Raw genomic sequence first — 26,083 nt, forward strand, 5'->3', positions numbered from 1 at the left:
ATCATGACCTTCAGTCCTGCCCACTAGACAGACTGAATCACCGATATCTCTGCGTCGCAACTGCTGACTTTTTCAACGAAATCGTCCCGAAGCGGACATCAGAACAACGGTGCTGCGCGCTGCAATCTGAACTTTATCAGGGAGCCCGAGTCGCGGCCGTTGTCACCGGGCAGTCAGACGCCACTGCCGGATGACGCCTTGAGAGTTGCCACTACAGGGGATCGGTCAATTGGACAGTGACAAAGCGTGAAAATTGGCGGCGCTATTTAGCAGCCTCCTTCATTAATATATGTTTGTAACATTTACAACCTTTCGGTATACTTCTAAACTTTCGCACTGGGCGGGCTCAAGGGGGATTGCATGAGGCTAATTAGTCGAAGGTCATTACTAACAGGCGCTGGCGCAGTCGCGATTTCGAGCTCCAAACTTTTGGCCATGAAAGACAGCGTTGGCACCTTGCAGCGCGCCTACGTTGCCAAGCCGCAAATCATTAAACAGGAATGTCCTGAATGGTGCTGGGCAGCCTCCACAGCAATGATCTTTGCGGCGCACGGACATCGTACCGATCAAAAGAAAATCGTAGCCAAAGTATTTGGCGGCCTCGCATGCAAACCCGCTGGAACGCCGCTCGCCATAGCGCAAGCACTCAGTGCGCCGTGGGTAGACGACAGCGGCCAGTCTTTCCAGGCGAGCATCAGCGCAGCCTACGATCCGACTGACGGCATTATGGCCATCAGTAATAACTTCATTATCAACGAACTGGCGAACGACCGACCCGTCTTGTACTGCAACACTCACCACGCAATGGTCATAGTCGATTTCAACTATGTTATGAGTCCAATGGGTCCGGCTCCCCAGCAAGTGGGCGTGCTCGATCCGTGGCCCGGCAGTCCGGACTACCATCCACTTTCTCAACCCGAAATGTACGGAATTAATATGGCGCCCGGCGGCCAGATGACGTTTCTGGCCGCGGTTGCTTTGTAACTGCGCATGCATGCTCGAATAGAACGAATAACATTTTGCATGGAGTCTAAGCGATGAGAAACGCACTAATCGCCTTAATACTCGTTGCGTCTACCACTTTTTCGTTAGCCGAAGACAGGGTACGGGTCGGCGACTGTTCGGTTATTGCAAGCTATCTCGAAGATCAGATCACTCCCGCTGATACGGACAATCCTTTTCGCTCAGAGGAGATTTGCTACAGGTGGCAGGTGAGGACCACTTGTAACGTTCAGATGCGTTTTGACTATCGTGTTAGAAAAATGCGCGGGGGCGATGTGTCAGTCAAAAGCGGTACTATCAGCAAGGGCTCGCTGAAGAGCTTTTGCGGCCCCGGCGGGGATAGCGAACGCTTCTTTGTGGAATAAGGATAGGAAGCATTAGTGAGCGTCACGAGACGGGCGATCTCCATATCGCCCACCTCGGCGAGGAATTTATATCCCAACAAACTAGTGCTGCTCATGAAATAGCAAACGACGCCGCATCTCAGGCCCGGCAGCCTGATGTATGGGTATTGTCTATAGAATGACGAGGACACGCTATGGAGCGTCGACAATTTCTGTCTGGCATGTGTATAGGCGCTACGATCGGTGTCTTCCCTTCGATGGCTCGCGCTGAAGCGACTTGTAGGACCTCAAATCAAACCGACATACGCATCATTGATGCCAGCAAGAATCTTACCAGATCCGCCAAGCGGGTAGCAGACGCCGGCGTCACTACAGTGATCCGGTTTTATACACGCCTCGAAAATTTGGATCACGGCCCTTATCAGAACGCAGTTCTATCCAAAGCGGAACTAAATGCGCTTGAAGACCAGAGGATCGCCGTCGCAACTGTATTCCAGTATTTTAGCGGCGGGAGTGGCCGAACTTTTCAAGAGCCCACCAAGAAAATTTATGACGTGCGCGACGCAGTGAAGAATGCTGACAACATGAAGCAGCCCGAAGGGAGCGCTATCTACTTTGGCGCGGATTTTGACCTAGCGAGCGGCGACCGTGAGAAAAATATTCTGGCGATAAAACAGTATTTTCAGTACGCGCAAAAAGAAGTAGCCAAATCTGGTCGCAAAATCGGTGTCTACGGCTGCGGAAAAACCTGCGAAATCCTCGCAGAAGAACAGTGGGATATGTACTATTGGCTTTCGGCTTCTGTCGCTTATTGGCGCACAGCAGAATTTTACAATTCAGGCAATTGGCATCTATTTCAAACCAAGACTGATCTAGCCCGCCCCTATGGTGAGATCGATACCAATGTACTCAATCCGAAATTCACGTCGTTCGGGCAATGGCGGAGCGACGGGAGCCTAGTGACGGAACCCGCCGCGGTCTCGAAACGGATCCTTGATGCCCGTCGTTTCGTGGCACCGAAGCGGATACAGTTGTTCTCAGATCCGCTAAATCCCGATCAAACACTGATTCCTCTGGAGGATGCGGAGCTTAGTCGCGCCAGCTTCGGGCGTTCCGTGAGAGTAATGTGCCAAGAGGGAGAAGCACTCGGAGTAAGCCTAGATGAGCAGATGCTTCGTGGCTTCTGCCGACCTGAAGCTCTCCGTTCCACTATCCCGAGTTTCGGTTAGTTATCTAACTTTTATTGCCGCTCGACGTTTTATGTTGATCGGATTTTCAAGGGCGCAAGCCTGGTCGGCCTTCCCGTTCAACAGCCGACTCGGGTTTTTCTCGTCATCAATCGTCCGGCAACGGCTTCGCCCCCGGTACCGGCTGATCGGGCGACATTTCAGATAAAAATCAATTTCTTGCGCTTTTACGGAAATCGTGATTGTCTATGCGTATCCCGCCTCATGCAGAGGGGCGTTGCGCGCGATCGTCACGACACGCGAGGTGGGGAGCGATGGCCGCGAGAGATCGCAGCGTCTTCGGTAACGAGGGCGCGGACGAACGATCTGTCGTGGACGTGAAGTCGCAGCGTCCTGACACCCCGATGCTGGTGTCCCGCGCAATGCGCAAGCGTTGCCGCGAATGGTGGCCAACAAGCCCGGTGCACCAGGGAGACTGCGTATAAGCGTGAAGACCATCGCGCAGGGAATGCCGGCGTGTTTCGGCTTTGCCTGTGGTACCTGCCGCCTGCATTCTTTTCGCAGGCGGGCCATGGGTGAGGCCTTCACCCGGCATTCCCTGCGCCCTCTGCATGAGTTGCGAGGGACGGACTGATCGCGGGACTCGGGCGTGCTACGCCGCGAGAATGCGATGACATGTCCCTCATCCGTTGGCTGTTTGAAACGTAAAATCCCGCCAGACCTTCTGCTGTCGTCCCGGACAAGCCGGCAGCGTTCGCCGGGACGACCGCGGTGTTGTTTATGGCTTTCGATATCTCACGACGATCACGACGCCTGCCGCGCCGCCGGCTTGCGCTCGACCGGGTGGATGTCGATGCCGCGCAGCCGTCCCAGCCGCAGCACGTCCATCGCGACGGTACGGCCGATGCGGTCGCGGTCGAGCACGCGGATCAGGTCGTCGACGCCGTTGATGTCGACGCCGTCGAGCTTGATCACGACGTCGCCGGGCAGCAGGCCGGCGCGGGCCGCGGGCCCGTCCGGCTCGATCTGCATCAACAGCGCGCCCATCTTGTTCTCGACGCCGGCGAGCAACGCATGTCGCCGCGGCACCGGCGCGGTCTGCCCGGACACGCCGATATAGGCGCGGCGGACGTAGCCGTGGCGGATGATCTCCGACAGCACGAACTGCGCGGTGTTGCTGGCGACCGCAAAGCAGATGCCCTGCGCGCCTTGGATGATGGCGGTGTTGATGCCGATCACCTCGGCGGCCGACGACACCAGCGCCCCGCCGGAATTGCCTGGGTTGAGCGCCGCATCGGTCTGGATGACGTCCTCGATCATGCGGCCCGAGACCGAGCGGATCGAGCGGCCGAGCGCCGAGACCACGCCAGCCGTCACCGTGGATTCGAAGCCGAGCGGATTGCCGATCGCGACCACGAGCTGGCCGCGGCGCAGGCTCTTGGAGTTGCCGAGCGCGGCGTAGCGCAGGTCGCGCGCGTGATTGGCGCGCAGCAAGGCGAGATCGGTGTCGGGATCGACGCCGAGCACCTGAGCGTCGGTGACGACGCCCTCGACGTCGCGCAGCCGGATGCTCTTGGAGGAGCCGACGACATGGCTGTTGGTCAGCACGAGACCGTCGGGCGAGATCACGATGCCCGAGCCGAGCCCGCCGCGCTCGGCGCGGGAGCCGGCGGTCGACCCAGCCCTGGGGCCGGTTTCGACGCGCACGACCGCAGGGCCGACCCGCTCGGTGACGTCGATGACGGCATTGGAATAGGCGTCCAGCAGCGCGCGGTCGTCGGCCGGCGCAGCATCAGACGCGCGCGCCGGCGACAGCGCATCGCCGGCGAGATCGGAGGTAAAGTCCAACATGGCAAGATTTCCTTCGCCCGGTCAGATGGGTAGCAGCCGCCCCCCGCGCAAGGTGGCGATCCGGCGGCGCCGTTCCGCGCCGTCCTTGGCGAGACTCACGCGCGCTGTGATAGGACTACGGCTGGGTATTTGATGAATCTGATTGCGGGAGGAAGCATGCGGCTGCGAGACCGGCTGTTGTCGTTGTGTGGGGCCATGGTGCTGGGAGCCGACATGACCGGCGCATCGTTGGCGGCGAGCGCCACGGTACGCAGCGGCGACACGATCCAGCTCGGCGACACGGTGTTCCGGCTCGACGGCATCGATGCGCCGGAGGTCGACCAGCTCTGCATCGACGATCACGCCGATTCCTGGAGCTGCGGCGTCGAGGCACGCGAGCAGCTTGGCAAGCTGATCGGCGGCCGCTCGGTGCGCTGCGACGATCTCGGCCCCGACAAGCCGCTCAAGACGCGCAGGATCGGCCTCTGCACCATCGACGGCGACAAGGTCAGCCTGAACCAACAGGTCGCGCGCGCGGGCTACGCCATGAGCGCGGATCCGGCGATCAAGTATCGCGCCAAGGACGATGTCGCCGCGGCCAAGGAGGCGGTGCGCGGGCTGTGGAAGGGATGTTTCGTCGCCCCAGCCGAGTTCCGCGCCGACAAGAAGGACGGCGCCCTGGTCGGCGCGGCCTGCCGCGCCGACCGCGACCGCGAGATCCGTGCGGTGCTGTTCCCGGACGCGCCGAGCGCGCCGCCGGGCTGCAGCATCAAGGGGAAGTTCGCGGTGCGCGCCCGCGTCACCGGCAACATCGGCATCTACCATCTGCAGGGCTGCCCGAGCTATCCCGCGACCACCGAGCCCGACCGCTGGTTCTGCTCGGAGGACGATGCACGCGCCGCCGGCTTCCGCCGTGCATTCAACTGCCGCGCGCCGAAGAAGTGAGATCGGACGGTCGACGAGTCGGCACGACGAAGCAATCGAGAGCTGTCGCGCGGCCCCTGGATTGCCGCAACGACGCTCAGTGCTGCATCTGCAGCAGCTGATCCATCGGCATCATGTTGTGGTTGAGGTTCGCCATGATCCACAGCGAGCCGCCGACGACGAGAAACACGATCAGCAGCCCGAAGGCCAGCGCCAGCACGTTGTTGGTGTTGTCGGGCCCGGTGGTGATGTGCAGGAAGAACACCAGGTGCACCCCCATCTGGGCGATCGCCAGGACGATGATCGCGACCGGGATCGATGGCTGCCAGACGAGGTCGGTGCCGGCGACGAAGAACGACGTCGCCGTCAGCAGGATCGCGAGACCGAGGCCGGCGACATAGAACAGGACGCGGGAACGCAGGCTGCCATGCTGCTGCTCGCCGGGCGCGAGATCGAATTCCGCGGGCGCTTGATCGGTCATGTCGCACTCCCGAGCAGATAGACCACGGAGAACACCGCGACCCAGATGATGTCGAGCGCGTGCCAGAACAGCGCGAAGCACAGGATGCGACGCTCGATGTCGGCGCGGAAGCCCTTGGCGACCACCTGCGCCATCATGGTCAGCAGCCACAGGATGCCAGCCGCGACGTGCAGGCCATGGCAGCCGACCAGAGTGAAGAACGCCGACAGGAAGGCGCTGCGGCTCGGCCCGTCGCCGCGGCCGACGAGGTCGACGAACTCTCGGACCTCGAGCAGCAGGAAGCCGGCGCCGAGCAGGCCGGTGACGGCCATCGCGACCTGGAACCAGAGCTGGTTGTGGCGCTCGGCGGCAATGCTCGCCATGCCGCAGGTGAAGCTCGACAGCAACAGCAAAGCGGTCTCGACCGCGACGTTGCGGACGTCGAACAGTTCGGCGCCGCCCGGACCGCCGGCGGTCGCACCCGACAGCACAGCGAAGCTCGCGAAGAAGCACGAGAACATCACGATGTCGGAGAGCAGGAATATCCAGAAGCCGAATCCGGTCACGATCCGTTTCGGCGCCGGCCCAGGATGCTCGGCGGCACGCAGTTGATGCGGATCGGCATAGGCAGGCGCCTGAGCGACGGTGGTCACCGACATCGGCCCACTCCCTTTGCGACGACTTCAGTGGGCATGCGCCGTTCCGCCTTCCGGCCGCGACTGGTTCTCGCTGAGCTGCGGTCCCGGCGCCGGAGGGATCTTCTGGCTGGCGATGTTGCCGAACAACTCGGGATCCGCGAGCCGATAAGTCTTCGGACGGGTCTCGACGGACTGCGCCGCGAGCTCCTTGTAGCCCGCCTCGTCGAGCACCTGGCCACTCCTGGCAGCATTCGTCACCCAGTTGGCGAAGTCGGGCTGCGAGACGACGTTGGTGTCGAACATCATGTCGGGAAAACCGTCGCCGCTGAAATGCGAGGCCAAGCCCTTGTAGGTCCCGACATGATCTCCGCGCAGGTTCAGCCGCGTGACCATGCCGTTCATGGTGTAGATCATGCCGCCGAGCTGCGGGATGAAGAAGGCCGTCATGACGCTGCCGGACGTCAGCTCGAAGCGCAGTGGCGCGCCGATCGGGACGGTGAGGCTGTTGACGGTGGCGATGCGCTGGTCGGGATAGATGAACAGCCACTTCCAGTCGAGCGACACCGCCTGGATGCGGATCGGAAGCCCGGTGCCGTCGACGGGCTTGCCCGGGTCGAGCTGGTGCGAGCCGATCCAGGCGACGCCGCCGAGCAGGATGACGGTGAGCGCGGGGATCGACCACACCACGAGCTCGACCGCGCCCGAATAGGCGAAGTCCGGCCGGTAGCGCGCCCTGGTGTTGGAGCTGCGGAACCAGAACGCGAAAGCGAGCACCGCGATCGATGTCGGCACGATGATCGCCAGCATGATGATGACGGAATCGATCAGGATCGTCTGCTCGGCGGCGGCGATCGGCCCTTGCGGATCGAAGATGTTCATACGCTCATCCGGCATTCATCCGCGCTCCCAACCCACACCGGGTCGAGAGGTTCCTGCGCCGCAAAGATCCGCTCAGCGGCTCACGCGCCAGATCGTGCTGTTGCCGTCTTCGGAGATGAGCAGGCTGCCGTCGCGCGCCACGGTGACGCCGACCGGCCGGCCCCAGACCTCGCGATCGTTGACGACGAATCCGGTGACGAAATCCTCGTATTCGCCGGTGGGCACGCCGTCCTTGAGCCTGACCCGGATCACCTTGTAGCCGGTGCGCTTGGACCGGTTCCACGAGCCGTGCTCGGCCGCGAAGGCATCGCCGCGATACTCCGGCGGAAACAGATTGCCGTCGTAGAAGGTCAGACCGAGCGAGGCCGAATGCGGCTGCAGCAGCACGTCGGGCACGGTGATCCCGCCCTTCAGGTCGGGGCGCTCGCCGGCATGGCGCGGGTCGGGGTTGTCGCCGATGTAGTACCAGGGCCAGCCATAGAAGCCGCCCTCCTTCACCCGCGTAACATAATCCGGCACCAGATCGTCGCCGAGCCCGTCGCGTTCGTTGGTCGAGCACCACGGCGTTCCGGTCGCGGGCTGGATGGCGAGGCCGACGCAGTTGCGGATGCCGGTGGCGAACAGGCTGCGGTTCTTGCCGTCGGGATCGAACGCCAGCACGCCGGCACGGTCGGCCTCCCCGCCCCAGGCCGCGCCGAGCGGGTGCGCCTTGATCCAGGCACTGACTCCGCCGGCTGGCTCTCCCAGAGCTTCGCCGACATTGCCGGTGGAGCCGACCGACACCAGCATGCGCTTGTCGTCCCTGGTGAAGACGATATCGCGCGTCGAATGGCCGTAGCCAGCCGGCAGATCGGGCACGACGACCTGCAGTGGCCCCGACGCCTTCATGTCGCCGGCCCGATAGGGAAAGCGCATGACGCGCTCGGTGCTCGCGACATAGATCCATTGCGGATCGCTGCTCGGGTAGAAGGCGATGCCGAAGGGATGGCCGAGACGGTCGGCGAAGATCTCGCTCGACGCGACCTTGCTGCCGTCCTCGCTCGGACGCAGCACGCGGACTCGCCCTGCCCGGGTCTCGGCAACGAAGATGTCGCCATTCGGCGCGGTGCGGAGGATGCGCGGCCCGCTCAGCCCCTCGGCGAACAGCGCGATCTTGAAACCGTCGATGACCCTCGGCACGGCGGAGGCCGGTCGTTGCATCACGCGGGAGACGTTGGCCGCGGACGCCGTCGCACCCGGTTTGGGCAGGTCTTCGGGACGGATCAGCCTGATTGTGCCAGGTGCATCACCCTGCCAACTGCCGAACGCGTCCTTGCCTTTCAGCACAACAGGTTCGGCTGCGGCGGCGGTCGCCGCCAGCGCGCTCAAGGTCGCCACGACAGCCGTGCTGATCAGTCTCGTCATGCGGTCCTCGCGCGTCTCGAACGGCCGGCAGTCTACCCCGGTCGAGGACCGGCGATCACGTGTCGCGGCGACGGGACGCGATCACGACAGCGCCCCGAGCACGCCGCGCGTCGCCTGGTCGATCTCCTCGACATAGCGGCGGCGCGCGAAGGACTCGGTCAGGAAGCCGATCACCTTGCGGCTGTTCTCCGATTCCAGCACCGCCAGCTCTTCGGCGCCGGAATCGTCGAAGATCTTCATCGCCGTCTTGACGTTCATTTCGGGCAACAGCGCGACGTCGAAATATTTGGCGAGCTCGACCACCTGGATCTCGTCGGCGATGGAGTCCAATTCGCCCGAGAACAGATCGGGCAAGGAGACCAGCCCGCAATAATCGTCGCTGTTGTTCACCACCACCACGGCCTGGCGCGTGCCCAGCGCGAACTCGCGCCGGCAGGCCGCGATGCTGGTCGTGGTCGGCACCTTGGCGACGTCGGAGCGCATCAGCCGCTCGACCGTGAGGTTGCGCAGCCAGCCGACGTCATTGGCGCTGCGGATGGTCTCGCCGCGCAGATGCAGGCGCCAGGTCGAGAACGAGTGGCCGAACAGGACGCGGACGCACACCGACGTCACGATGCAAGCGCCCAGCACGACGGCCGTGACGTCGACGCTGCGGGTCATCTCCAGCACCAGGAACGACATCGTCAGCGGCCCGCCGACGATGGCGACACCGAGCGTCGCCATGCCGGTGAGCATCGCCACCAGCGGGTCGATCGCGAGCCCGAGGCCGGCCAGCGCGAGCAGTCCCGCAAACAGCTTGCCGAGCAGGCTGCCGACGAACAGCGAGGCGAAGAACAGACCGCCGCGGAAGCCCGAGGCCAGCGAGATCAGGCAGGCGGCGAGCTTGAGCACGATGATGGTGGCGATCATGCCGACCGCCATCTCGCGATGCAGGTCGAGCAGCATTGCGCCGTGGCCTGCCGCCAGCACCTGCGGCGTCACGATCGCCATGGCGCCGACACAGACCCCGCCGATCACCGGGCGCAGCCACACCGGAATGCGGACGAACAGCCGCTCGACCGCCGGCGAGGCACGCATCACCACGATGCCGATGCCGGCGACGAGGAGCGCCAGCACGAACAGCGCGATGTATTGCTCGAAGCCGACCGCGCCGACCTTGGCGACCTCCAGCGAATACGGCGCGCCGGCGAGATATTGCGAGGTCAGCGCACCCGCCAGCGAGGCCGCCAGGATCGGCGCCGCGCTGCCGACGGAGTAGACGCCGACGATCAGCTCATAGGCATAGAACGCCCCCGTGATCGGCGCGCCGAAAGCGGCCGCAATGGCGGCGGCCGCACCGCAGCCGAGGATGAGGCGCATATCGTTGCGGCGGAGCGTGAGATACTGCCCAAGCAGCGAGGCGACGCCGGCGCCGATCTGGGTGTAGCCGGCCTCGAGCCCGACCGACGCGCCGGAGCCGTTGGAGACCAGGGTCTGGCCGCTCACCACGATGCTGTCGCGCATCGACAGCCGTCCGCCGCGCAGCGCATTGGCCTCGACGGGGTCGACCGCGGCCGCAATCTTCCAGCGCCGCCGCAGCCATTCCATGATGCCGAGCGCAAGGCCGCCGCAGGCGGGCGCGATCAGGGCGACGGCCGGGTTGACCGAGGTATGAGCGCTGAGCCGGACATCGATCGGAATGCCGTAGATGACCACATGCGCGACCTGCGCGATCAGGCTCATCACCGTCACGATCGCACCCGTCGCAACGCCGATCACCAGCGCCAGCGGTATCAGGTAGAACTCGTTGCTGCGCAGCAAGGCCCGCAGCCGCGTGACCACCCGGTTCGAAGCCTTGCGATCGATGATATGCGACAGCGTCGACAGCACGGAGAGCCATTTCTTCTACGATGAGGCCTCGCCGTGGCAATAACCTGTCGCAACTAGCGGAACAAGCGCGAATTCCTGTCCGATCGAAACGTGGTTGACTGGTCCGGAAACTGGAACCGCCGCGGCTCGCGCGATCCTGCGCCTCAACTGCGCGGCACCGCCGAGGTCACAAGCGGCCCAGGTGCAAAACAACGGCGCCCGCCACGGGAGACTCCGCAACGGGCGCGCGCAACTCAAATCGAGGAGATGTCCCGTTCAGATCCGCTCGATGATGATCGCGGGTGCCATGCCACCGGCCGCGCACATCGTGACCAGGCCGCGCTTGAGATCGCGCCGCTCGAGCTCGTCGAGCAGCGTCCCGATCAGGATGGAACCGGTGGCGCCGATCGGATGTCCCAGCGCGATCGAGCCGCCGTTCACATTGACCTTGGCGCGGTCGAGCACGAGGTCGCGGATATACTTCTCGGCGACGACGGCGAACGCCTCGTTGATCTCGAACAGGTCGATGTCATCAAGCTTGAGCCCGGCCTTGGCCAGCACCTTGCGCGTCGCCGGCACCGGGGCGTTCAGCATCAGGGTCGGGTCGTCGCCCATATTGGCCATCGCCACGACGCGTGCCCGCGGCTTCAGGCCATGGGCCTTGGCATAGGACGGCGACGCCAGCAGGATCGCCGCCGCACCGTCGACCACGCCCGAGGAGTTGCCGGCGTGATGCACGAATTCGATCTCGAGGCCGGGATAGCGCTGCAGGATCAGGTTGCGATACGTCGTGCCCTTCTCGTCCAGCGCGTAGTCGGCGATCGCCGGAAACGCCGGCTTCAGCGCGGCCAGCGCCTCGGCCGTGGTCTGCGGCCGGGGGTATTCCTCGTGGTCGAGCGCGACGCTGCCGTCCTCGCGATGCACCGGCACCAGACTCTTCTTGAAATGGCCGGCAGCGATCGCAGCCGCCGCGCGCTTCTGGCTCTCCAGCCCGAGCGCGTCGACGTTGGCGCGGGTGATGCCTTCCATGGTGGCGATGGCATCGGCGCAGACGCCCTGATGCGACTGCGGATGCAGCGCGCGCAGATGCAGATTGCCGGCATCCATCATCAGCGGCCCCTCGCCGCGCCGGCCTTCCATCGACATCATCTCGCAGCCGCCGGCGACGACGAGGTCCTCCTGCCCAGCCATGATCGAGGCCGCGGCGATGTTGACGCTGGTGATGCCGGAGCCGCAGAAGCGATCGAGCGTGACGCCGGAGGCACGGATGTCGTAGCCGGCATCGAGCGCCGACATGCGGCCGAGGTCTCCGCTCTGCGGCCCGCGCTGCGACGAGCAGCCCCAGATGATGTCATCGACATCGCCGGTATTGATGCCGGTGCGGTCGGCCAGCGCACGCAGCACGGTGGCGCCGAGATGCTGCGGGTGCAGCCCGGCGAGCGCGCCCTTGCCGGCCTTGCCAATACCGCGCGGCGTTCTGCAGGCATCGATGATGAGCGCGTCGACCATGGTGTTTCCTTTGCCCGATATTGTTGTGAGCTGACAGCCGCGCAGCATCTCGGCGCCCGCACGCCTCTCTTTGCTGTCGCATAGCATTGCGCATGCGGTCTTCACAACGGCGCTTGAAGCTGCCGGCGCATGACCAAAACGCACGCCACGGCGTTGACGCAACTCACCTTTCCGTCGCACGAACAATTCTGCAGATCGGCGCGCTCGGGCTGCCTTCTCGCAGACTGGTTGAAGAGCAGCCCATCTCGCCCAGTCGCGCTGCAACGCAGCTCGAACGGAGGGTCTCAGCAACGTTGGCAGTAGGACGGCAGAGCATTGTCCAACCAAGCGAACTGACCGTTCACCCAATGCTTCTTGTCATGCTGCAGAGGCTGCAAGATCCTCGATCAGGAACGACTGGGATCACAGCGATCCGCCGGCTCGGGAGCCGGAACCCCCATGATCACGACGCCACGTTGAGAGGTCGCCCGACCTCTCCTTCGTGGCGTGACGATAGCAAACACGAACGATGCCGGAGCCTGGCGGGCAGCGCCTGCCTGTGACCGCGGCCATCCCGAGGAGGACGCTCTGATGTTGAGACGAGACCTGCTGGCCACCATGGCCGGACTGGGAGCGGCGAGCGTGCTCGGAGGCCCTGCCCTCTCCGCCGACGAGGCCAAGATCCCCAGCATCGCCGGCCCGGATCCGGCACCGAAGACCCCGAGCTTCAGGGCGCCACCGGGCAGCGTCGATACCCACACCCACATCTTCGGGCCGGCCGCGACCTATCCATTCTCGCCCACTCGCCCCTACACGCCGCCCGACGCATCGCTGGAGATGTTCCAGGCGCTGCACGCCAAGATCGGCGTCGAGCGCGCCGTCATCGTCAACGCCACCGTCCACGGCACCGACAATCGGGTCGTGACCGATGCGATCGCGCAGAGCAACGGCAACTACAAGGGCGTCGCCAACATCAACGCGGCGATGTCCGATGCCGACCTCGCGGCGCTCGGCAAGGCCGGCATCTGCGCCTGCCGGTTCGCCTTCCTCCGCCGCCTCGGCGGCGTCGGCGACATGAACGTCTTCCGCACCCTGGTGGACCGCGTCGCGGCGATCGGCTGGCACGTTGACGTTTATCTCGAGGCCGGGACGATCCAGGAATTCGTGCCGATCCTGAAGGCGCTGCCGGTCACCTATGTGATCGACCACATGGGCACGATCAGCGCCGCCAAGGGGATCGACGATGCCGGGTTCAAGGCGCTGCTCGACCTGCAGGCGAGCGACGACAAGTGCTGGATCAAGATCACCGGTCCCGAGCGCGCTTCGGCCTCCGGCCCCCCGTTCCACGACGCGGTCCCGTTCGCCCGCAAGCTGATCGACAACGCGCCGGATCGCGTCATCTGGGGCACCGACTGGCCGCATCCGAACGTCAAGATCATGCCCAATGACGGCGATCTGGTCGATCTGATCCCACTCTACGCCCCGGATCCGGCCATGCAGCGAAAGCTGCTTGTCAGCAATCCCGAACGGCTGTTCAAGTTCGAGCCCAAGAGCTGAGTCACCGCCAGCTGCGAATTCGCCCCTTCAGCAACAGGACCGATCATGACCACCACGACCCTCACCGCCGACAGCAAGGCAGGCGCCCGCCGCGGCTGGTGGAAGGAGCTTTGGGTCCAGGTCATGATCGCGATGGCAGCGGGCATCCTGCTCGGTGCCATCAAGCCGGATCTGGGCGCCCAGATGCAGCCGCTCGGCGACGCCTTCATCAAGGCGATCCGGATGCTGATCGCGCCGATCATCTTCTGCACGGTGGTCAACGGCATTGCCCACATGGCCGACATGGCCAAGGTCGGCCGCGTCGCGATCAAGGCGCTGATCTATTTCGAGGCCGTCACGACGCTGGCGCTGATCATCGGCTTGACCGCGGTGAACCTGTTTCAGCCCGGCGTCGGCATGAACGTCGACCCGGCGACGATCAACTCCGCGACGATCGAGCCCTATGTCAAGCAGACCGCTGCGGTCGGCTTCGTGCCGTTCCTGCTCAACATCATCCCGCAGACCTTCGTTGGCGCCTTTGCCGAGGGCAATATCCTGCAGGTGCTGTTCATCTCGGTCATGTGCGGCTTTGCGCTGATCTGGCTCGGCGACCGCGCCAAGCCGGTGACGGACGTGATCGATGTCGCCGGCCGGATGATCTTCGGTGTCGTTCGGATCGTGATGTGGGCAGCGCCGCTGGGCGCATTCGGGGCCATCGCCTTCACCGTCGGCAAGTTCGGTCTGGGCTCGCTGGCCAAGCTCGGCCTGCTGCTCGGCAGCTTCTATCTCACCTGCCTGATCTTCATCGCCGCCGTGCTCGGCCCGATTGCCGCCTTCACCGGCTTCAGCCTGTGGAAGCTGATCCGCTACATCAGGGACGAGGTGCTGGTCTGCATCGCCACCACGTCATCGGAGACCGTGCTGCCGCGCATACTGGCGAAGCTCGAAGCCGCTGGCTGCGAACGCAGCATCGTCGGTCTCGTCATCCCCACCGGCTATTCGTTCAATCTCGACGGCACCTGCCTCTACCTCGCGACCGCCGCGGTGTTTCTGGCGCAGGCGACCAACACGCATCTCGACATCAGCCACCAGATCGGGCTGCTGCTGATCCTGCTGGTGACGTCGAAGGGCGCGGCCGGCATCGCGGGCGCCGCCTTCGTCGTGCTGGCCGCCACGCTCGCCGCGACCGGTACGATTCCGGTCGCCAGCGTCGCGCTGGTGCTCGGCATCCATCGCCTGATGTCGCAGGGGCTGACGCCGACCAACCTGATAGGCAATGCAGTCGCCACCATTGTCATCGCGAAGTGGGAGGACGGCTTGGACGCGACATGCCTGCGCGAGGTGCTCGATGGCCGCAAGACGGCATCTGATACAAATTGACATCATCCCAGCAGTCCTGAAACGACCTCTGCCGCATTGATGCCGATCAAACGGCGCATGACCTAAAATTAATAGTTATCTCCTTCGTCTCGCTGCTGCGCTCAGCTAATGAAGCGCGGCGGACGACAGGTTGATATCCCGGCGTCGTCCAGCGAGAACGATCAGAAACGTTCACGGAGCAGACGCCTGCGGACAACGGTCCCGCATGATACCGCGTGCGAGACGATCAATCGGAGACGATCATGAACAAGCAGCTTCTGCTCAAACTTCACCGTTGGATCAGCCTCGTCTTCGCGCTGCCATTGCTTGTCATCATCGTGACCGGGCTGATCCTCTCCTTCGAGCCGATGGCGCAGGTCGCCGCCGTGAAGCCGCAAAGCGTCGATCCGGCGCGCGTGGTCGCGCTGATCAAGCAATACGATCCCGACGGCAAGGCACGCGGTCTGTCGATCGACGCCTCCACGCAGCATCTGACCTTGCAGGGCGCGCCGGGCGCCGAGGTCGACATGACAACCGGTGCCGCCGTCGAAAAGCCGGCGATGCCCAGCGTCTTCTCGTGGGCGCGCAGGACCCACGAGCATCTGATCGGAATCCCCGGCCTCACCCTGATCTCGACCATCGCCATGATCAGCATCATGATCATCGGCATTCTGATGGGACTGCCGCGGCTGCGCAACACGCTGTCCGGCTGGCACAAGGGCACGGCCTGGTTCACGCTGCCGCTGATTTTGCTCAGCCCGCTCACCGGACTCTGCCTCGAGCTCGGCCTGACCTTCGCAGGCGGCACTCCTCCTGCCGCAGCCAAGCGCGTCTCGCTGCCTGACGCCGTCAGCATCGTTGCCAAGGACCACGACCTGTCGTCGGTGAACTCGATCGGCAATCGCGGCGGACGGATGATGGCGCGCATCATCGAGGGCGATGAGCTCAGGGCCTATGCCGTCACGGCCGACGGGCTCTCCGCGTTGCCGCGCAACTGGCCGCGCCTGCTGCATGAAGGCAACTGGTCTCTGATCGGCAGCGCGGCCAACGTTCTGATCTCGGTCGCGCTGTTCGCGCTGCTGGTCACCGGCCTGCTGATCTGGACGCAACGCCGGCTGCGGCGCCCGAGCCGCGTGCGCGACGTGCCGGCGAAGCCGGTGGTCGCATCCTCGATGCCATCCTGACCGGCGCTACGTTGCAGACGCCGGCTCGCACCGCGGGCCGGCTTCCAGCGCGATCTGCACGCGCTGCTTCGCTCGGGCCTGCCCTGGACAATGTAGGCGCGACGGCGCTTTTTCGATCATTGTGAGAAACGACGTAGCTGCCCGCCACCGCGGGAAGGGCAGCGGCGCGTTCTCGGCGTTCGTCTCGGAGCTGTCATGCCCGCGTCCCGATGCAGGCGAGCGCCGGCGCCGCGCAGCGGTGCGCGAGACGTGAAGCTGTGAGCAAGCTCGCTTTGTCATCAACGTGACTTGACTAGGCCGGAACCGCCACGCATCGTCGGCGACAGAAAACGAAACGGTTCAGTTTTATGTCCGATGATGTCAAAATGTTTCATGCCTGTTTGGGGCTGGTCCCGAGATGCAGCGCGCTGCCCTTGCGGCTCGGCCTCCTCGGCTGCAGCATGCTGCTCGCGTCCTGCGCCGTCGGTCCGGACTTCATGTCTCCGGACGCGCCGGCCGCAACCGGTTATGTGGCCGAACGTCGGCTCGCCGCGACCGCCAGCGCCTCGACACCGGGCGGCAATGTGCAGAGCTTCGCGCCCGGAGGCGATCTGCCCGGCACTTGGTGGGCGCTGTTTCATTCCCGGCAGATCAACGCCTTCGTCGAGGAGGCGATTCGCAACCACCCGGACATCGAAGCCGCACAATTGGCGCTGCGTGCTGCGCGCGAGAACGCGCTATCGCAGCAGGGCGCGCTATTTCCGCAGCTGAGCGCGAGCGGCTCGGCCGAGCGTACGCAGGCCTCCAGCACGCAGCAAGGACAATGGCCTGGTCAGACCTCGCTGTACACGCTCTATGGCACGTCGGTGAGCGTCAGCTACGCGCTCGACCTATGGGGCGGCACGCGTCGCCAGGTGGAGGCGCTGCAGGCGCAGGCCGACTACCAGGCCTTCAAGATGGAAGCGACGTATCTGTCGCTGACCGCCAATGTCGTCACCGCCGCGATCAGCGACGCCTCGTTGCGCGATCAGATTGCCGCGACGGAGGAGATCATCAAGGCGGAGACCGACCAGCTTGGCCGGATCCAACACCAGTTTGACGTCGGCGCCATCTCCAAATCCGACGTGCTGGCGCAGGAAGCGACGCTGGCGCAGGCCAAGGCGACCTTGGCGCCGCTGCAGAAGCAACTCGCACAGCAGCGCAATCAACTGATGGCCTATCTCGGCCGGCTGCCGAGCCAGGATCGCGGCGAGCATGTGACCCTCGCGGAGCTGCGGCTGCCGCGCAAGCTGCCGATGTCACTGCCCTCCTCGCTCGTCCGGCAGCGTCCCGACATCCGGCAGGCCGAGGCCACGCTGCACCAGGCCACAGCGACGGTCGGCGTCGGCGTCGCCAATCTGCTGCCGCAGGTGACGCTGTCGGGCAGCTACGGCGCAAGCGGACCGGGCCGGCTGTTCTCGCCGACGACCATCGTGTGGGATGCGGCCTCGAGCGTCAGCCAGAAGCTGCTCGACGGCGGCACGCTGTATCACACCAAGGAGGCGGACGTCGCCACCTTCGAGCAGGATCTGTCGCTCTACAAGAGCACCGTCATCACGGCGTTCCAGAATGTCGCGGATTCGCTGCGCGCCATCCAGTACGACGCCGAGGCGCTGAAGGCCCAGGCCGCCGCCGAGAAGGCCACCGCCGACAGTCTCGCCATGGCGGTCGAGCAGTTCAGGAGCGGCGCGGTGCCCTACGCCAACGTCATCAACGCGCAGCAATCCTATCTCAACGCACGCGTCTCCCGCATCAAGTCGCAGGCCACGCGCTTCACCGACACCGCGGCGCTGTTCCAGGCGCTCGGCGGCGGCTGGTGGAATCGCCAGGACGAGACCCCGGCGGCGCTGCCGCGTGCCAATCCCGGTTATTTCGCCGGTCCCAATCGTACGACCCAGGAAGCAATGTAATGAAGAAACGCATGACGATCATGCTGGCCGCCATGGCGGTGCTGTTCGGCGGCCTGTACGGCTTTCAGACCTTCAAGGGCATCATGATCGCCAAGGCGATCGGCGCCATGGCCAACCCGCCGCAGACGATCTCGACGGTCGTTGCGGCGACCGCAGCATGGCGCTCCAACCTCACCGCGGTCGGTTCGCTGCGCGCCGTCAACGGCGCCGATCTGGCGCTGCAGGCTGCAGGCATCGTGCAGGGCATCCAGTTCAATTCGGGCGACACCGTCGAAGCCGGCCAGCAATTGCTGCAGCTGGTCGCGACCGATGACGTCGCCAAGCTGCAGTCGCTGCAGGCGACTGCCGAGAACTATGCCATCGTCGTCAAGCGCGACGAGGAGCAGATCAAGTTCAACGCGGTCAGCCAGGCCACGCTCGACAGCGATCGCGCCAACCTCAAGAACGCGCAGGCCCTGGTGACGCAGCAGAAGGCGATCGTCGAGCAGAAGACGCTGAAGGCGCCGTTCGCCGGCCGGCTCGGCATCCGCGCCGTCGATCTCGGGCAGTATCTCGGCGCCGGCACCACCATCGTCACCCTGCAGAGCCTCGATCCGATCTTCGTCGATTTCTACCTGCCGCAGCAGTCGCTCGCCGACATCCGGATCGGCCAGGACGTCGGAATCGCCGTCGACGCCTATCCCGGCGAACGCTTCACCGGTCAGATCTCGGCGATCAACGCCAAGGTCGATTCGACGAGCCGCAACGTCCAGATTCGTGCCACGCTGCACAACGATGCGACGCGGTTGCTGCCGGGCATGTTCGCCAAGGTCGAGATCGCGACCGGCAAGCCCGAACAGCTCGTCACGCTGCCGCTGACAGCGATCGTCAGCAATCCCTATGGCGATCTTGTCTACGTGGTCGACGATCTGAAGGACGGCGAGGGCAAGGCGCGGCAGACGTTCGTGAAGAGCAAGCCGGCCAAGGGCGACCGGATCGCGATCACCGACGGCATCAAGCCGGGCGAGACGGTGGTGATCGCGGGACAGATCAAGCTGCGCAACGGCAGCCCGGTGAAAATCGACAATTCGCACGTGCCGGTCGCGGAAGCCGCGCCGGATGTCGTCGACCAATAATCCGGCCAGCCCGCACCCATCAGAGTCATCACTATGCGTTTCACAGACATCTTCATCCGCCGGCCGGTGCTGGCGCTCGTGGTCAGCGCCCTTATTCTCGTGCTCGGCCTGCGTTCGATGACGACGCTCGCCATCCTGCAATATCCGCGCACGCAGAACGCCATCGTCACGGTGAGCACGGCCTATGCCGGCGCCGATAGCGACATCATCGCCGGCTTCATCACCACGCCGCTGGAAAATGCGATCGCCCAGGCCAACGGCATCGACTACATGACGTCGACCAGCGTCACCGGCAGCAGCACCATCACCGTGAACCTGCGGCTCAACTACGATTCCGGCAAGGCGATGACCGAGATCAACGCCAAGGTGAACTCGGTGCTGAACCAGCTTCCGACCGGCACGCAGCAGCCGACCCTGACCTTGAAGGTCGGGCAGACCATCGACTCGATGTATATCGGCTTCGCCAGCGACGTGCTGGCGCCGAACCAGATCACCGACTACCTCACCCGCGTGGTACAGCCGAAGCTGCAGGCGGTCTCCGGGGTGCAGACCGCCGAACTGCTCGGCGCCAAGAAATTCGCGCTGCGCGCCTGGCTCGACCCCGACAAGCTTGCGGCCTATGGCCTGACGGCAACCGACGTGTCGACGGCACTGTCGGGCAACGACTACATCTCCGGGCTCGGTACCACCAAGGGCCGCCTCGTGCAGGTCGATCTCGCCGCCGCGACCAACCTGCATTCGCTGGAGCAATACCGCAATCTCGTCGTCAAGCAGGTCAATGGCGCCATCATCCGCCTGCGCGATGTCGCCAATGTCACGCTCGGCAATGACGACTACGACAGCGCGACGCGCTTCAACGGCAAGACCGCGGTCTACATCGGCATCCAGGTGGCGCCAACGGCGAACCTGCTCGACGTCATCAACGGCGTGAAGGTCGTTTATCCGGAGCTGCAGCGACAGCTGCCGAACGGCATCACCAGCGAGATCCTGTACGACTCCACCGATTTCGTGAACTCGTCCATCGACGAGGTGATCCATACGCTGGTGGAGGCGATCGGGATCGTAATTGTCGTCGTCTTCATGTTCCTGGGATCGTGGCGCTCGGTGCTGATCCCGGTGATCGCCATTCCGCTGTCGCTGATCGGCACCTTCGGCCTGATGCTGCTGATGGGCTTCTCCATCAACCTGCTGACCTTGCTGGCGCTGGTGCTCGCGATCGGCCTGGTCGTCGACGACGCCATCATCGTCGTCGAGAGCGTGCACCGCCTGATCGACGAGGGTGTGCCGCCGGTCGAGGCTGCCATCCAGTCGGCGCGCGCGCTGGCGAGCCCGATCATCGCGATGACCGTGGTGCTGATCGCGGTCTACGTGCCCGTCGGCTTCCAGGGCGGCCTCACCGGCGCCCTGTTCACCGAATTCGCCTTCACGCTCGCCGGCGCCGTCACCGTCTCGGCGGTGATCGCGCTGACGCTTTCGCCGATGAACTGCGCCTGGCTGCTGCGCCGGACCGAGCGCGACGCCACCACGGTCGAGGCGCGGCTGGTGCGTGCGATCGACCACGTGCTCGAACGGCTCGCACAGGGCTATCGCCGCGGGCTCGAAAGCGTGTTCGCGACCAAGCCGGTGGTCGTGGTGTTCGCGCTGCTGCTGCTGGCGATGATCCCCTGGCTCTATGTCAGCTCCACCAGCGAGCTCGCGCCGGACGAGGACCAGGGCATCGTGCTGTCGCTGACGAATTCGGCGCCCTCGGCCACGCTCGAGCAGCGCCAGTTCTACGGCCAGCAGCTGTACGGCCTGATTGCCCAGCGGCCGGAGACGCGCACCGTGTTCCAGATCGACACCTCGACACAGGTGATCGGCGGCTGGGTGCTCAAGCCCTGGGATCAGCGCAAGGCGACGACCAAGACCCTGCAGCCGGAATTCCAGCAGCTCCTGAACGGCATCGCCGGCGCCCGCTCGGTGGCGTTCCAGCCCTCGCCGCTGCCGGGCAGCAACGGCCTGCCGGTCCAGTTCGTGATCGGCACCACCGGCGCGTTCGGCGAGCTCAACGACGTGTCGCGCGATTTCATGGCCAAGGCGCTGGCGAGCGGCCGATTCATCTTCCTCGACAGCGATCTGAAGATCGACAAGCCGCAGACCACCGTGGTGTTCGATCGCGACAAGACCGCCGATCTCGGCCTCAAGATGAGCGATCTCGGCGGCGCGCTCGCGACCATGCTGGGCGGCAATTATCTCGACTATTTCAGCCTGGAGGGCCGCTCCTACAAGGTGATCCCGCAGGTGCGGCAGAACGACCGCCTCACCGACAATCAGTTGCTCGACTATTCGATCCGCGCCGGCGGCAATGCCATGGTGCCGCTGTCGACCGTGGCCCGGCTCGAGCGCAAGACGATTCCCGAGTCGCTCAATCACTTCCAGCAGATCAATGCGGCGACCATCTCCGGCGTGGCGATGCCGGGCATCGCGATGGGCGACGCGCTCGCCACCTTGAAGGAGATCGCGAAGTCGCTGCCATCGGGTTACTCGATCGACTATGGCGGCGCGTCGCGACAGCTCGAGCAGGAATCCGGCGGCTTCGTCACCACCTTCGTGTTCGCGCTGATCATCATCTTCCTGGCGCTCGCCGCCTTGTTCAACAGCTTCGTCGATCCGATCATCATCCTGGTGTCGGTGCCGATGTCGCTGGCGGGCGCGCTGATCTTCATCAGCCTCGGCATCGGCGGCGCCAGCATCAACATCTACACCCAGGTCGGCTTGGTCACCCTGATGGGCCTCGTCAGCAAGCACGGCATCCTGATGGTCGAGGTCGCGAACGAGCTGCGCGAACAGGGCAAGGACCGCACCGAGGCGATCATCGAAGCGGCGACCGTCCGGCTGCGGCCGATCCTGATGACCACGGCGGCGATGGTGCTCGGCGTGATCCCGCTGATCACCGCGAGCGGCGCCGGCGCGGTGTCCCGCTTCAACATGGGGCTCGTGATCGCGACCGGACTCGCGATCGGCACCCTGTTCACGCTGTTCGTGGTCCCCGTCGCCTATGCGCTGATTGCGCATCGCGGCACGGCGCACGAGGCTGCGGGTCGCGTGACCGAGGCAATCCCATAAATCGCGTGAAATCAACGCGTTATTTGCAGATTCGGAAACCTGCATCGGTCACGGTTGACAAACGAAACCTATAAACGATATATCGTTCGTACGAAACGGAGATCATATCGTATGAGACATCATCATTGGACGTTTGGCCCCTCCCGCAGAGACGACGACAACCAAGAGCGCGGCTGGGGACATCGCGGACGTCATGGACGGCGTGGCTTCGACGAAGCCTGCGAGGAGATGCGCATGGGCGGGCGCGGCGGCGGGTTCGGCCCGCGGGCGGCCGGCCTGTTCGAGCGTGGCCGCCGCGGCGGTCGCGAGGAGTTCGGGCGTGGCGGCGGCGGCCGCTTCTTCGGTCCCGGCGATCTGCGCAGCCTGCTGCTGTGGCTGATCGGTGAGAAGCCGCGCCATGGCTATGAGCTGATCAAGGCGGTCGAACAGTTGGTCGGCGGGGCGTACTCGCCGAGCCCGGGCTCGGTCTATCCGATCCTCAATCTGCTCGAGGACATGGGCCAGATCGAAGCGGCATCGGCCGAGGGCGGCAAGAAGCTGTTCGCGATCACCGACGCCGGCCGTCAGGCACTGAAAGAGGATGAAGCCGCCATCGATGGCCTGCTGAGCCGGCTGCGCATCATGGCCCGCACCATGGGCGGCATGCGCCCGCCGGAGCCGGTGCTGCAGAGCGTGCAGACGCTAAAGATGGCGCTCAAGATGCACCGGCAGGGCTGGAGCGACGCGGAAGCGAAGCGTGTCAGCGACATCCTCACCCGCGCCATCGCCGATATCCAGGGCGACGAGGGCACCGCGAGCTGACATCAACATCAGCCAGGAGCGGAGCCGTGGCAGCCGGAATTGATATCCGTGCTCGCGCCGCCCAGACGCTGCGCTCCCTCTCAACCGTTCTTCACGGCGAGAGGGTCGGGGTAAGGGCAACCGCACGGAAGTCGGTCGAAGGGAGCCACTGACAGCCACATCCCTCGATAGCATCCGCGGTATGGGTCCGGCGTTCGCCGGGACGACAGCAGTGGTGGGGCGCGGCCTATCCAAGCCCACCCGTGTCGTCCCGGCCTTGAGCCGAGACCCATACCGCGTGATCGTCGTTGGCAGACGACTCTCAGTCGTCGCCTTCCGAAAAAGACTCTCGCAGGGGCCCTACACCGGCTCCAGCACCATCAGTCCCGTCGCCGTGTTGGAGATCGGGATATGATAGTTGGCGTGCTCCTTGCGGACCTTCTCCGGCAGCGTGCCGCGCGCCACCATCCAGTTCAGCAATTCGACGCCCTGGGTGCCCGACAGCTCGACCAGCTCGGTGGTCGAATACTTCGTCGCCCAGGCGGGATCGTCGACCATGCTGGCCATGAACTTCTCGTCGAAATCCTTGTTGATGAAGCCGGCGCGCTCGCCGTCGAGCTGATGCGACAGGCCGCCGGTCCCCATCACGACGACGCGCTCGTCCTTCGGCCAGGATTGAATCGCCCGCGCCAGCGCCTGGCCGAGCTTGTAGCAGCGCGCGGCCGACGGCAGCGGCGCCTGCACCGTGTTGACGACCACGGGCACCACCCGCACCGGCCATTTCTGATCGGGCCAGCACAGCGCCATCGGCAGCGTGAAGGCGTGATCGACCACCATCTCCTGGCAGGTGGTGAGGTCGAAATCCTCCTTCACCAGATGCTCGATCAAATGCCAGGACAATTCGCTGTCACCCTTGAACGGCGCGGTCTGCGGAATGCCCCAGCCCTCGTCGGCATTGCTGTAGCTGTCGGCCGCGCCGACCGCGAAGGTCGGCATCTTGTCGAGGAAGAAGTTGAGGCCATGGTCGTTATAGACGAGCACGACCACATCCGGTTTGACCTTGGCGAGCCACTCGCGGACATGCGGGAAGCCGTCGAAGAACGGTTTCCAATACGGATCCTGCTGCAGGCCCTTGGCGATCGCGCCGCCAATGGCCGGAACGTGCGAGGTGGTGATGCAACCGACGATCTTTGCCATGACGATTACCCCCTCGCCGCCAGAAGCTTGGCCTTGAACTGCTCTTTCGTCAGCCCGGTCTGCTGCGCGCCGATGTCCTGCATGTCGAGCCCGAAGATGCCGGCGAACTTGGCGAGGTAGTAGGCGTTGCCGCCGGCCTCGATCAGCTCCAGCACGTTGCGGTTCCTGATCGCCGCGCGCTGCTGTGCATTGAGGCCATATTTGGCGCAATAGCCGTCCTCGTCGGCGACGAACGCCTTGCGGTTGGCGGCATCGTTGAACGAGTAGCACATCTTGTTGAGGGCGTAGCCTTTGCGGGCCTGCTCGCCGTCGAAGATGGTGGTGCCGGGCACGGGCTGCCGGGCTGACGTGGTGGACATCTGAGCCTCCCCTGGGCGTGTTTCGGACGGCCGCGCTTGATCTGGATCAAACGCGGCGCCGTTCGTGCCCGCCAGTATCGCCGACAGACACCGTCAATAAAGGCCGCGCGACCGATCCGATCCATGAGCCAATTCGATCATTTGGACCTCGACGGCCACCTGCTGCAGCTCCTGCTCGCCGTCATCGAGGAAGGCTCGGTCACCCGCGCGGCGCAGCGGCTCGGAGTCACGCAGTCGGCCGTCAGCCATCTGCTCGACAAGCTGCGCGCGATCACCGGAGATCCGCTGTTCGTGAAGTCCGGCCGCGGCATCGTGCCGACTGCGCATGCGCAGCTCCTGGCGCTGCGCGCCCGCGCGCTGCTCGACGATCTCCGGAGCTTCTCGCACACCGCTGCGTTCGAGCCGGCGAAAATCTCCGCGCAGGTGACGATCGCGGCCAATGATCTGCAGCGCGACCTGCTGCTGCCGTCCCTGCTCCGTTACGCCCGCGCGCAGGCGCCGGGCCTCAGCCTGCGCGTGATCCCTTCCGGCGCACCGACGCCGGAGATGCTGCGCGAAGAGCACTGTCAGCTCATCATCACGCCGCGCCCGCCCGAGGGCAGCGACATCCTGCAGAAGCGGCTGTTCGAGGACAGCTATCGCGTGTTCTACGATGCGAGCCAGCGCGAGCCGCCGCAGAGCCTGGAGGACTATCTCGCCAGCGACCACGTCACGGTACTGTACGAGCCGCGGCGCCGCCTCGACATCGACGAGGTCCTGGCCGAGCGCGGCCTCGTCAGGCGTTTCGCGGCGCAGGTGCCGGGCTTCGGCGGCATCGGCCCGTTCCTGCGCGGCAGCCGCATGATCGCGACCCTGCCGAGCCTGCTGCGCGCCTACATGCTGCGCGGCCTGGCCGTGGCGCCGGTCCCGGTCCCCTGCCCGGCGATGCCGATGTACATGGTCTGGCACCTGCGACACCACGAAGATCCGATGCACCGCTGGCTGCGCCAGCAGCTCGAGATCGTGGTCGCGCCGAGCTTGGCCGCGGCCGCCGAGCACATGCCGGTGATGGCATGACTCATCCCGAGGGGTGAGCGGCCCTCACGCCGGCGCGTGGCACACCGCCTCGATGTTGTTGCCGTCGGCGTCGCGCACGAACGCGCCGTAATAGTTCTCGTGATAATGCGGCCGCAGTCCAGGCGCGCCGTTGTCCATTCCGCCTGCGGCGATCGCCGCTTGATAGAACGCATCGACCGTGGCGCGATCCTTGGCGTGGAACGCGACATGCGTCGAGGTCGCGGCCGTCCCGCCGGTGCCGATCCAGAAATCCGGACGGCCGTCGCCGAAGCCGGCGTGATCACCGTGGCCGCCGGTCTGCGCGTCGGTGATCTCCATCATCAGGACATAGCCGAGCGGCGCCAGGGCGGCCGCATAGAACGCCTTGGCGCGGGCGAAGTCGGAGACAGGGAAGCCGACGTGGTCGAGCATGGTGATCCTCGCCATGGTGACCGGCGAATGCTAGCGCCGTGGGCGCACC

Annotated in this window: 21 protein-coding genes; 11 read left to right on the forward strand and 10 right to left on the reverse strand. The window is 64.8% G+C overall.

Translation table 11 applies throughout. The features are described from left to right. The first annotated feature begins 435 nt into the window (after positions 1 to 435). Both QW861_RS17820 and QW861_RS17825 read left to right on the forward strand, forming a co-directional pair. Positions 436 to 984, forward strand: a complete 549-nt coding sequence (locus tag QW861_RS17820; protein ID WP_315751958.1) for a hypothetical protein — start codon at positions 436 to 438, stop codon at positions 982 to 984. A 556-nt stretch (positions 985 to 1,540) separates the two neighbouring features. Next, the gene (locus tag QW861_RS17825) at positions 1,541 to 2,575 is read left to right on the forward strand and encodes a glycoside hydrolase domain-containing protein (protein WP_315751959.1); all 1,035 of its coding nucleotides are present in this window, start codon (positions 1,541 to 1,543) and stop codon (positions 2,573 to 2,575) included. A gap of 762 nt (positions 2,576 to 3,337) precedes the next feature. On the opposite strand, the gene QW861_RS17830 is transcribed toward QW861_RS17825, so the two are convergent. After that, positions 3,338 to 4,384, reverse strand: a complete 1,047-nt coding sequence (locus QW861_RS17830) for a S1C family serine protease (protein WP_315751960.1) — start codon at positions 4,382 to 4,384, stop codon at positions 3,338 to 3,340. A 156-nt stretch (positions 4,385 to 4,540) separates the two neighbouring features. Between QW861_RS17830 and QW861_RS17835 the strand changes: the two genes are divergently transcribed. Further along, entirely contained in the window at positions 4,541 to 5,308 is a 768-nt protein-coding gene (locus QW861_RS17835) for a thermonuclease family protein (RefSeq protein ID WP_409998655.1), read from the forward strand. A gap of 76 nt (positions 5,309 to 5,384) precedes the next feature. Here the strand turns inward: QW861_RS17835 and cyoD are convergent, their stop codons facing one another. The 6 genes from cyoD to QW861_RS17865 all read right to left on the reverse strand — a co-directional run bounded on the left by cyoD (position 5,385) and on the right by QW861_RS17865 (position 12,025). Then, complete coding sequence (gene cyoD, locus QW861_RS17840; protein WP_316193333.1) at positions 5,385 to 5,768, reverse strand: cytochrome o ubiquinol oxidase subunit IV; 384 nt, start codon at positions 5,766 to 5,768, stop codon at positions 5,385 to 5,387. Further along, positions 5,765 to 6,406, reverse strand: coding sequence for a cytochrome o ubiquinol oxidase subunit III (gene cyoC / locus QW861_RS17845; RefSeq protein WP_315715672.1), 642 nt, complete (start codon positions 6,404 to 6,406; stop codon positions 5,765 to 5,767). Before cyoC ends, cyoD begins: the two co-directional genes overlap by 4 nt. A gap of 24 nt (positions 6,407 to 6,430) precedes the next feature. Next, the gene (locus QW861_RS17850; protein ID WP_316193434.1) at positions 6,431 to 7,264 is read right to left on the reverse strand and encodes a COX aromatic rich motif-containing protein; all 834 of its coding nucleotides are present in this window, start codon (positions 7,262 to 7,264) and stop codon (positions 6,431 to 6,433) included. 72 nt (positions 7,265 to 7,336) lie between these two features. Then, on the reverse strand, positions 7,337 to 8,668 hold the full coding sequence (locus tag QW861_RS17855) for a sorbosone dehydrogenase family protein (RefSeq protein ID WP_316193334.1): 1,332 nt from the start codon (positions 8,666 to 8,668) through the stop codon (positions 7,337 to 7,339). An 81-nt stretch (positions 8,669 to 8,749) separates the two neighbouring features. Then, positions 8,750 to 10,537 carry a chloride channel protein gene (locus QW861_RS17860; protein WP_315826439.1) on the reverse strand — a complete coding sequence of 596 codons (1,788 nt, stop codon included), beginning with the start codon at positions 10,535 to 10,537 and terminating at the stop codon, positions 8,750 to 8,752. A gap of 255 nt (positions 10,538 to 10,792) precedes the next feature. After that, positions 10,793 to 12,025, reverse strand: a complete 1,233-nt coding sequence (locus tag QW861_RS17865) for an acetyl-CoA C-acetyltransferase (protein ID WP_316193335.1) — start codon at positions 12,023 to 12,025, stop codon at positions 10,793 to 10,795. 570 nt (positions 12,026 to 12,595) lie between these two features. Between QW861_RS17865 and QW861_RS17870 the strand changes: the two genes are divergently transcribed. The 7 genes from QW861_RS17870 (at position 12,596) to QW861_RS17900 (ending at position 23,032) form a co-directional block, all read left to right on the forward strand. Further along, a complete protein-coding gene (locus QW861_RS17870) occupies positions 12,596 to 13,561 on the forward strand; it encodes an amidohydrolase family protein (RefSeq protein WP_315715668.1) in 966 nt (321 codons plus the stop codon). A 45-nt stretch (positions 13,562 to 13,606) separates the two neighbouring features. Then, complete coding sequence (gene dctA / locus QW861_RS17875; protein ID WP_316193336.1) at positions 13,607 to 14,920, forward strand: C4-dicarboxylate transporter DctA; 1,314 nt, start codon at positions 13,607 to 13,609, stop codon at positions 14,918 to 14,920. 242 nt (positions 14,921 to 15,162) lie between these two features. Further along, positions 15,163 to 16,083 (forward strand): PepSY-associated TM helix domain-containing protein, encoded by a 921-nt coding sequence (locus QW861_RS17880; protein ID WP_315751967.1) that lies wholly within the window; start codon positions 15,163 to 15,165, stop codon positions 16,081 to 16,083. A gap of 365 nt (positions 16,084 to 16,448) precedes the next feature. Next, positions 16,449 to 18,011, forward strand: coding sequence for an efflux transporter outer membrane subunit (locus QW861_RS17885; protein ID WP_315751968.1), 1,563 nt, complete (start codon positions 16,449 to 16,451; stop codon positions 18,009 to 18,011). Then, positions 18,011 to 19,126, forward strand: coding sequence for an efflux RND transporter periplasmic adaptor subunit (locus QW861_RS17890; protein ID WP_315751969.1), 1,116 nt, complete (start codon positions 18,011 to 18,013; stop codon positions 19,124 to 19,126). The genes QW861_RS17885 and QW861_RS17890 overlap by 1 nt, the downstream gene beginning before the upstream one ends. 33 nt (positions 19,127 to 19,159) lie before the next feature. Further along, positions 19,160 to 22,231: an efflux RND transporter permease subunit gene (locus tag QW861_RS17895; protein ID WP_315751970.1), complete on the forward strand. Its 3,072-nt coding sequence runs from the start codon at positions 19,160 to 19,162 to the stop codon at positions 22,229 to 22,231. 111 nt (positions 22,232 to 22,342) lie between these two features. Then, positions 22,343 to 23,032, forward strand: a complete 690-nt coding sequence (locus QW861_RS17900; RefSeq protein WP_315715662.1) for a PadR family transcriptional regulator — start codon at positions 22,343 to 22,345, stop codon at positions 23,030 to 23,032. A gap of 339 nt (positions 23,033 to 23,371) precedes the next feature. On the opposite strand, the gene QW861_RS17905 is transcribed toward QW861_RS17900, so the two are convergent. Continuing rightward, positions 23,372 to 24,208, reverse strand: a complete 837-nt coding sequence (locus tag QW861_RS17905; RefSeq protein ID WP_315751971.1) for a class III extradiol dioxygenase family protein — start codon at positions 24,206 to 24,208, stop codon at positions 23,372 to 23,374. A 5-nt stretch (positions 24,209 to 24,213) separates the two neighbouring features. Beyond that, positions 24,214 to 24,567: a protocatechuate 4,5-dioxygenase subunit alpha gene (locus QW861_RS17910; RefSeq protein ID WP_315751972.1), complete on the reverse strand. Its 354-nt coding sequence runs from the start codon at positions 24,565 to 24,567 to the stop codon at positions 24,214 to 24,216. A 123-nt stretch (positions 24,568 to 24,690) separates the two neighbouring features. On the opposite strand from QW861_RS17910, the gene QW861_RS17915 reads away from it, so the two are divergent. After that, positions 24,691 to 25,623: a LysR family transcriptional regulator gene (locus QW861_RS17915; RefSeq protein WP_315826444.1), complete on the forward strand. Its 933-nt coding sequence runs from the start codon at positions 24,691 to 24,693 to the stop codon at positions 25,621 to 25,623. A 24-nt stretch (positions 25,624 to 25,647) separates the two neighbouring features. Here QW861_RS17915 and QW861_RS17920 read toward each other — a convergent pair whose 3' ends face one another. Further along, on the reverse strand, positions 25,648 to 26,034 hold the full coding sequence (locus QW861_RS17920) for a VOC family protein (RefSeq protein ID WP_315715658.1): 387 nt from the start codon (positions 26,032 to 26,034) through the stop codon (positions 25,648 to 25,650). Positions 26,035 to 26,083 lie beyond the last annotated feature (49 nt).

The organism is Bradyrhizobium sp. SZCCHNRI1029 (assembly GCF_032487555.1).
Lineage (GTDB): Bacteria > Pseudomonadota > Alphaproteobacteria > Rhizobiales > Xanthobacteraceae > Bradyrhizobium.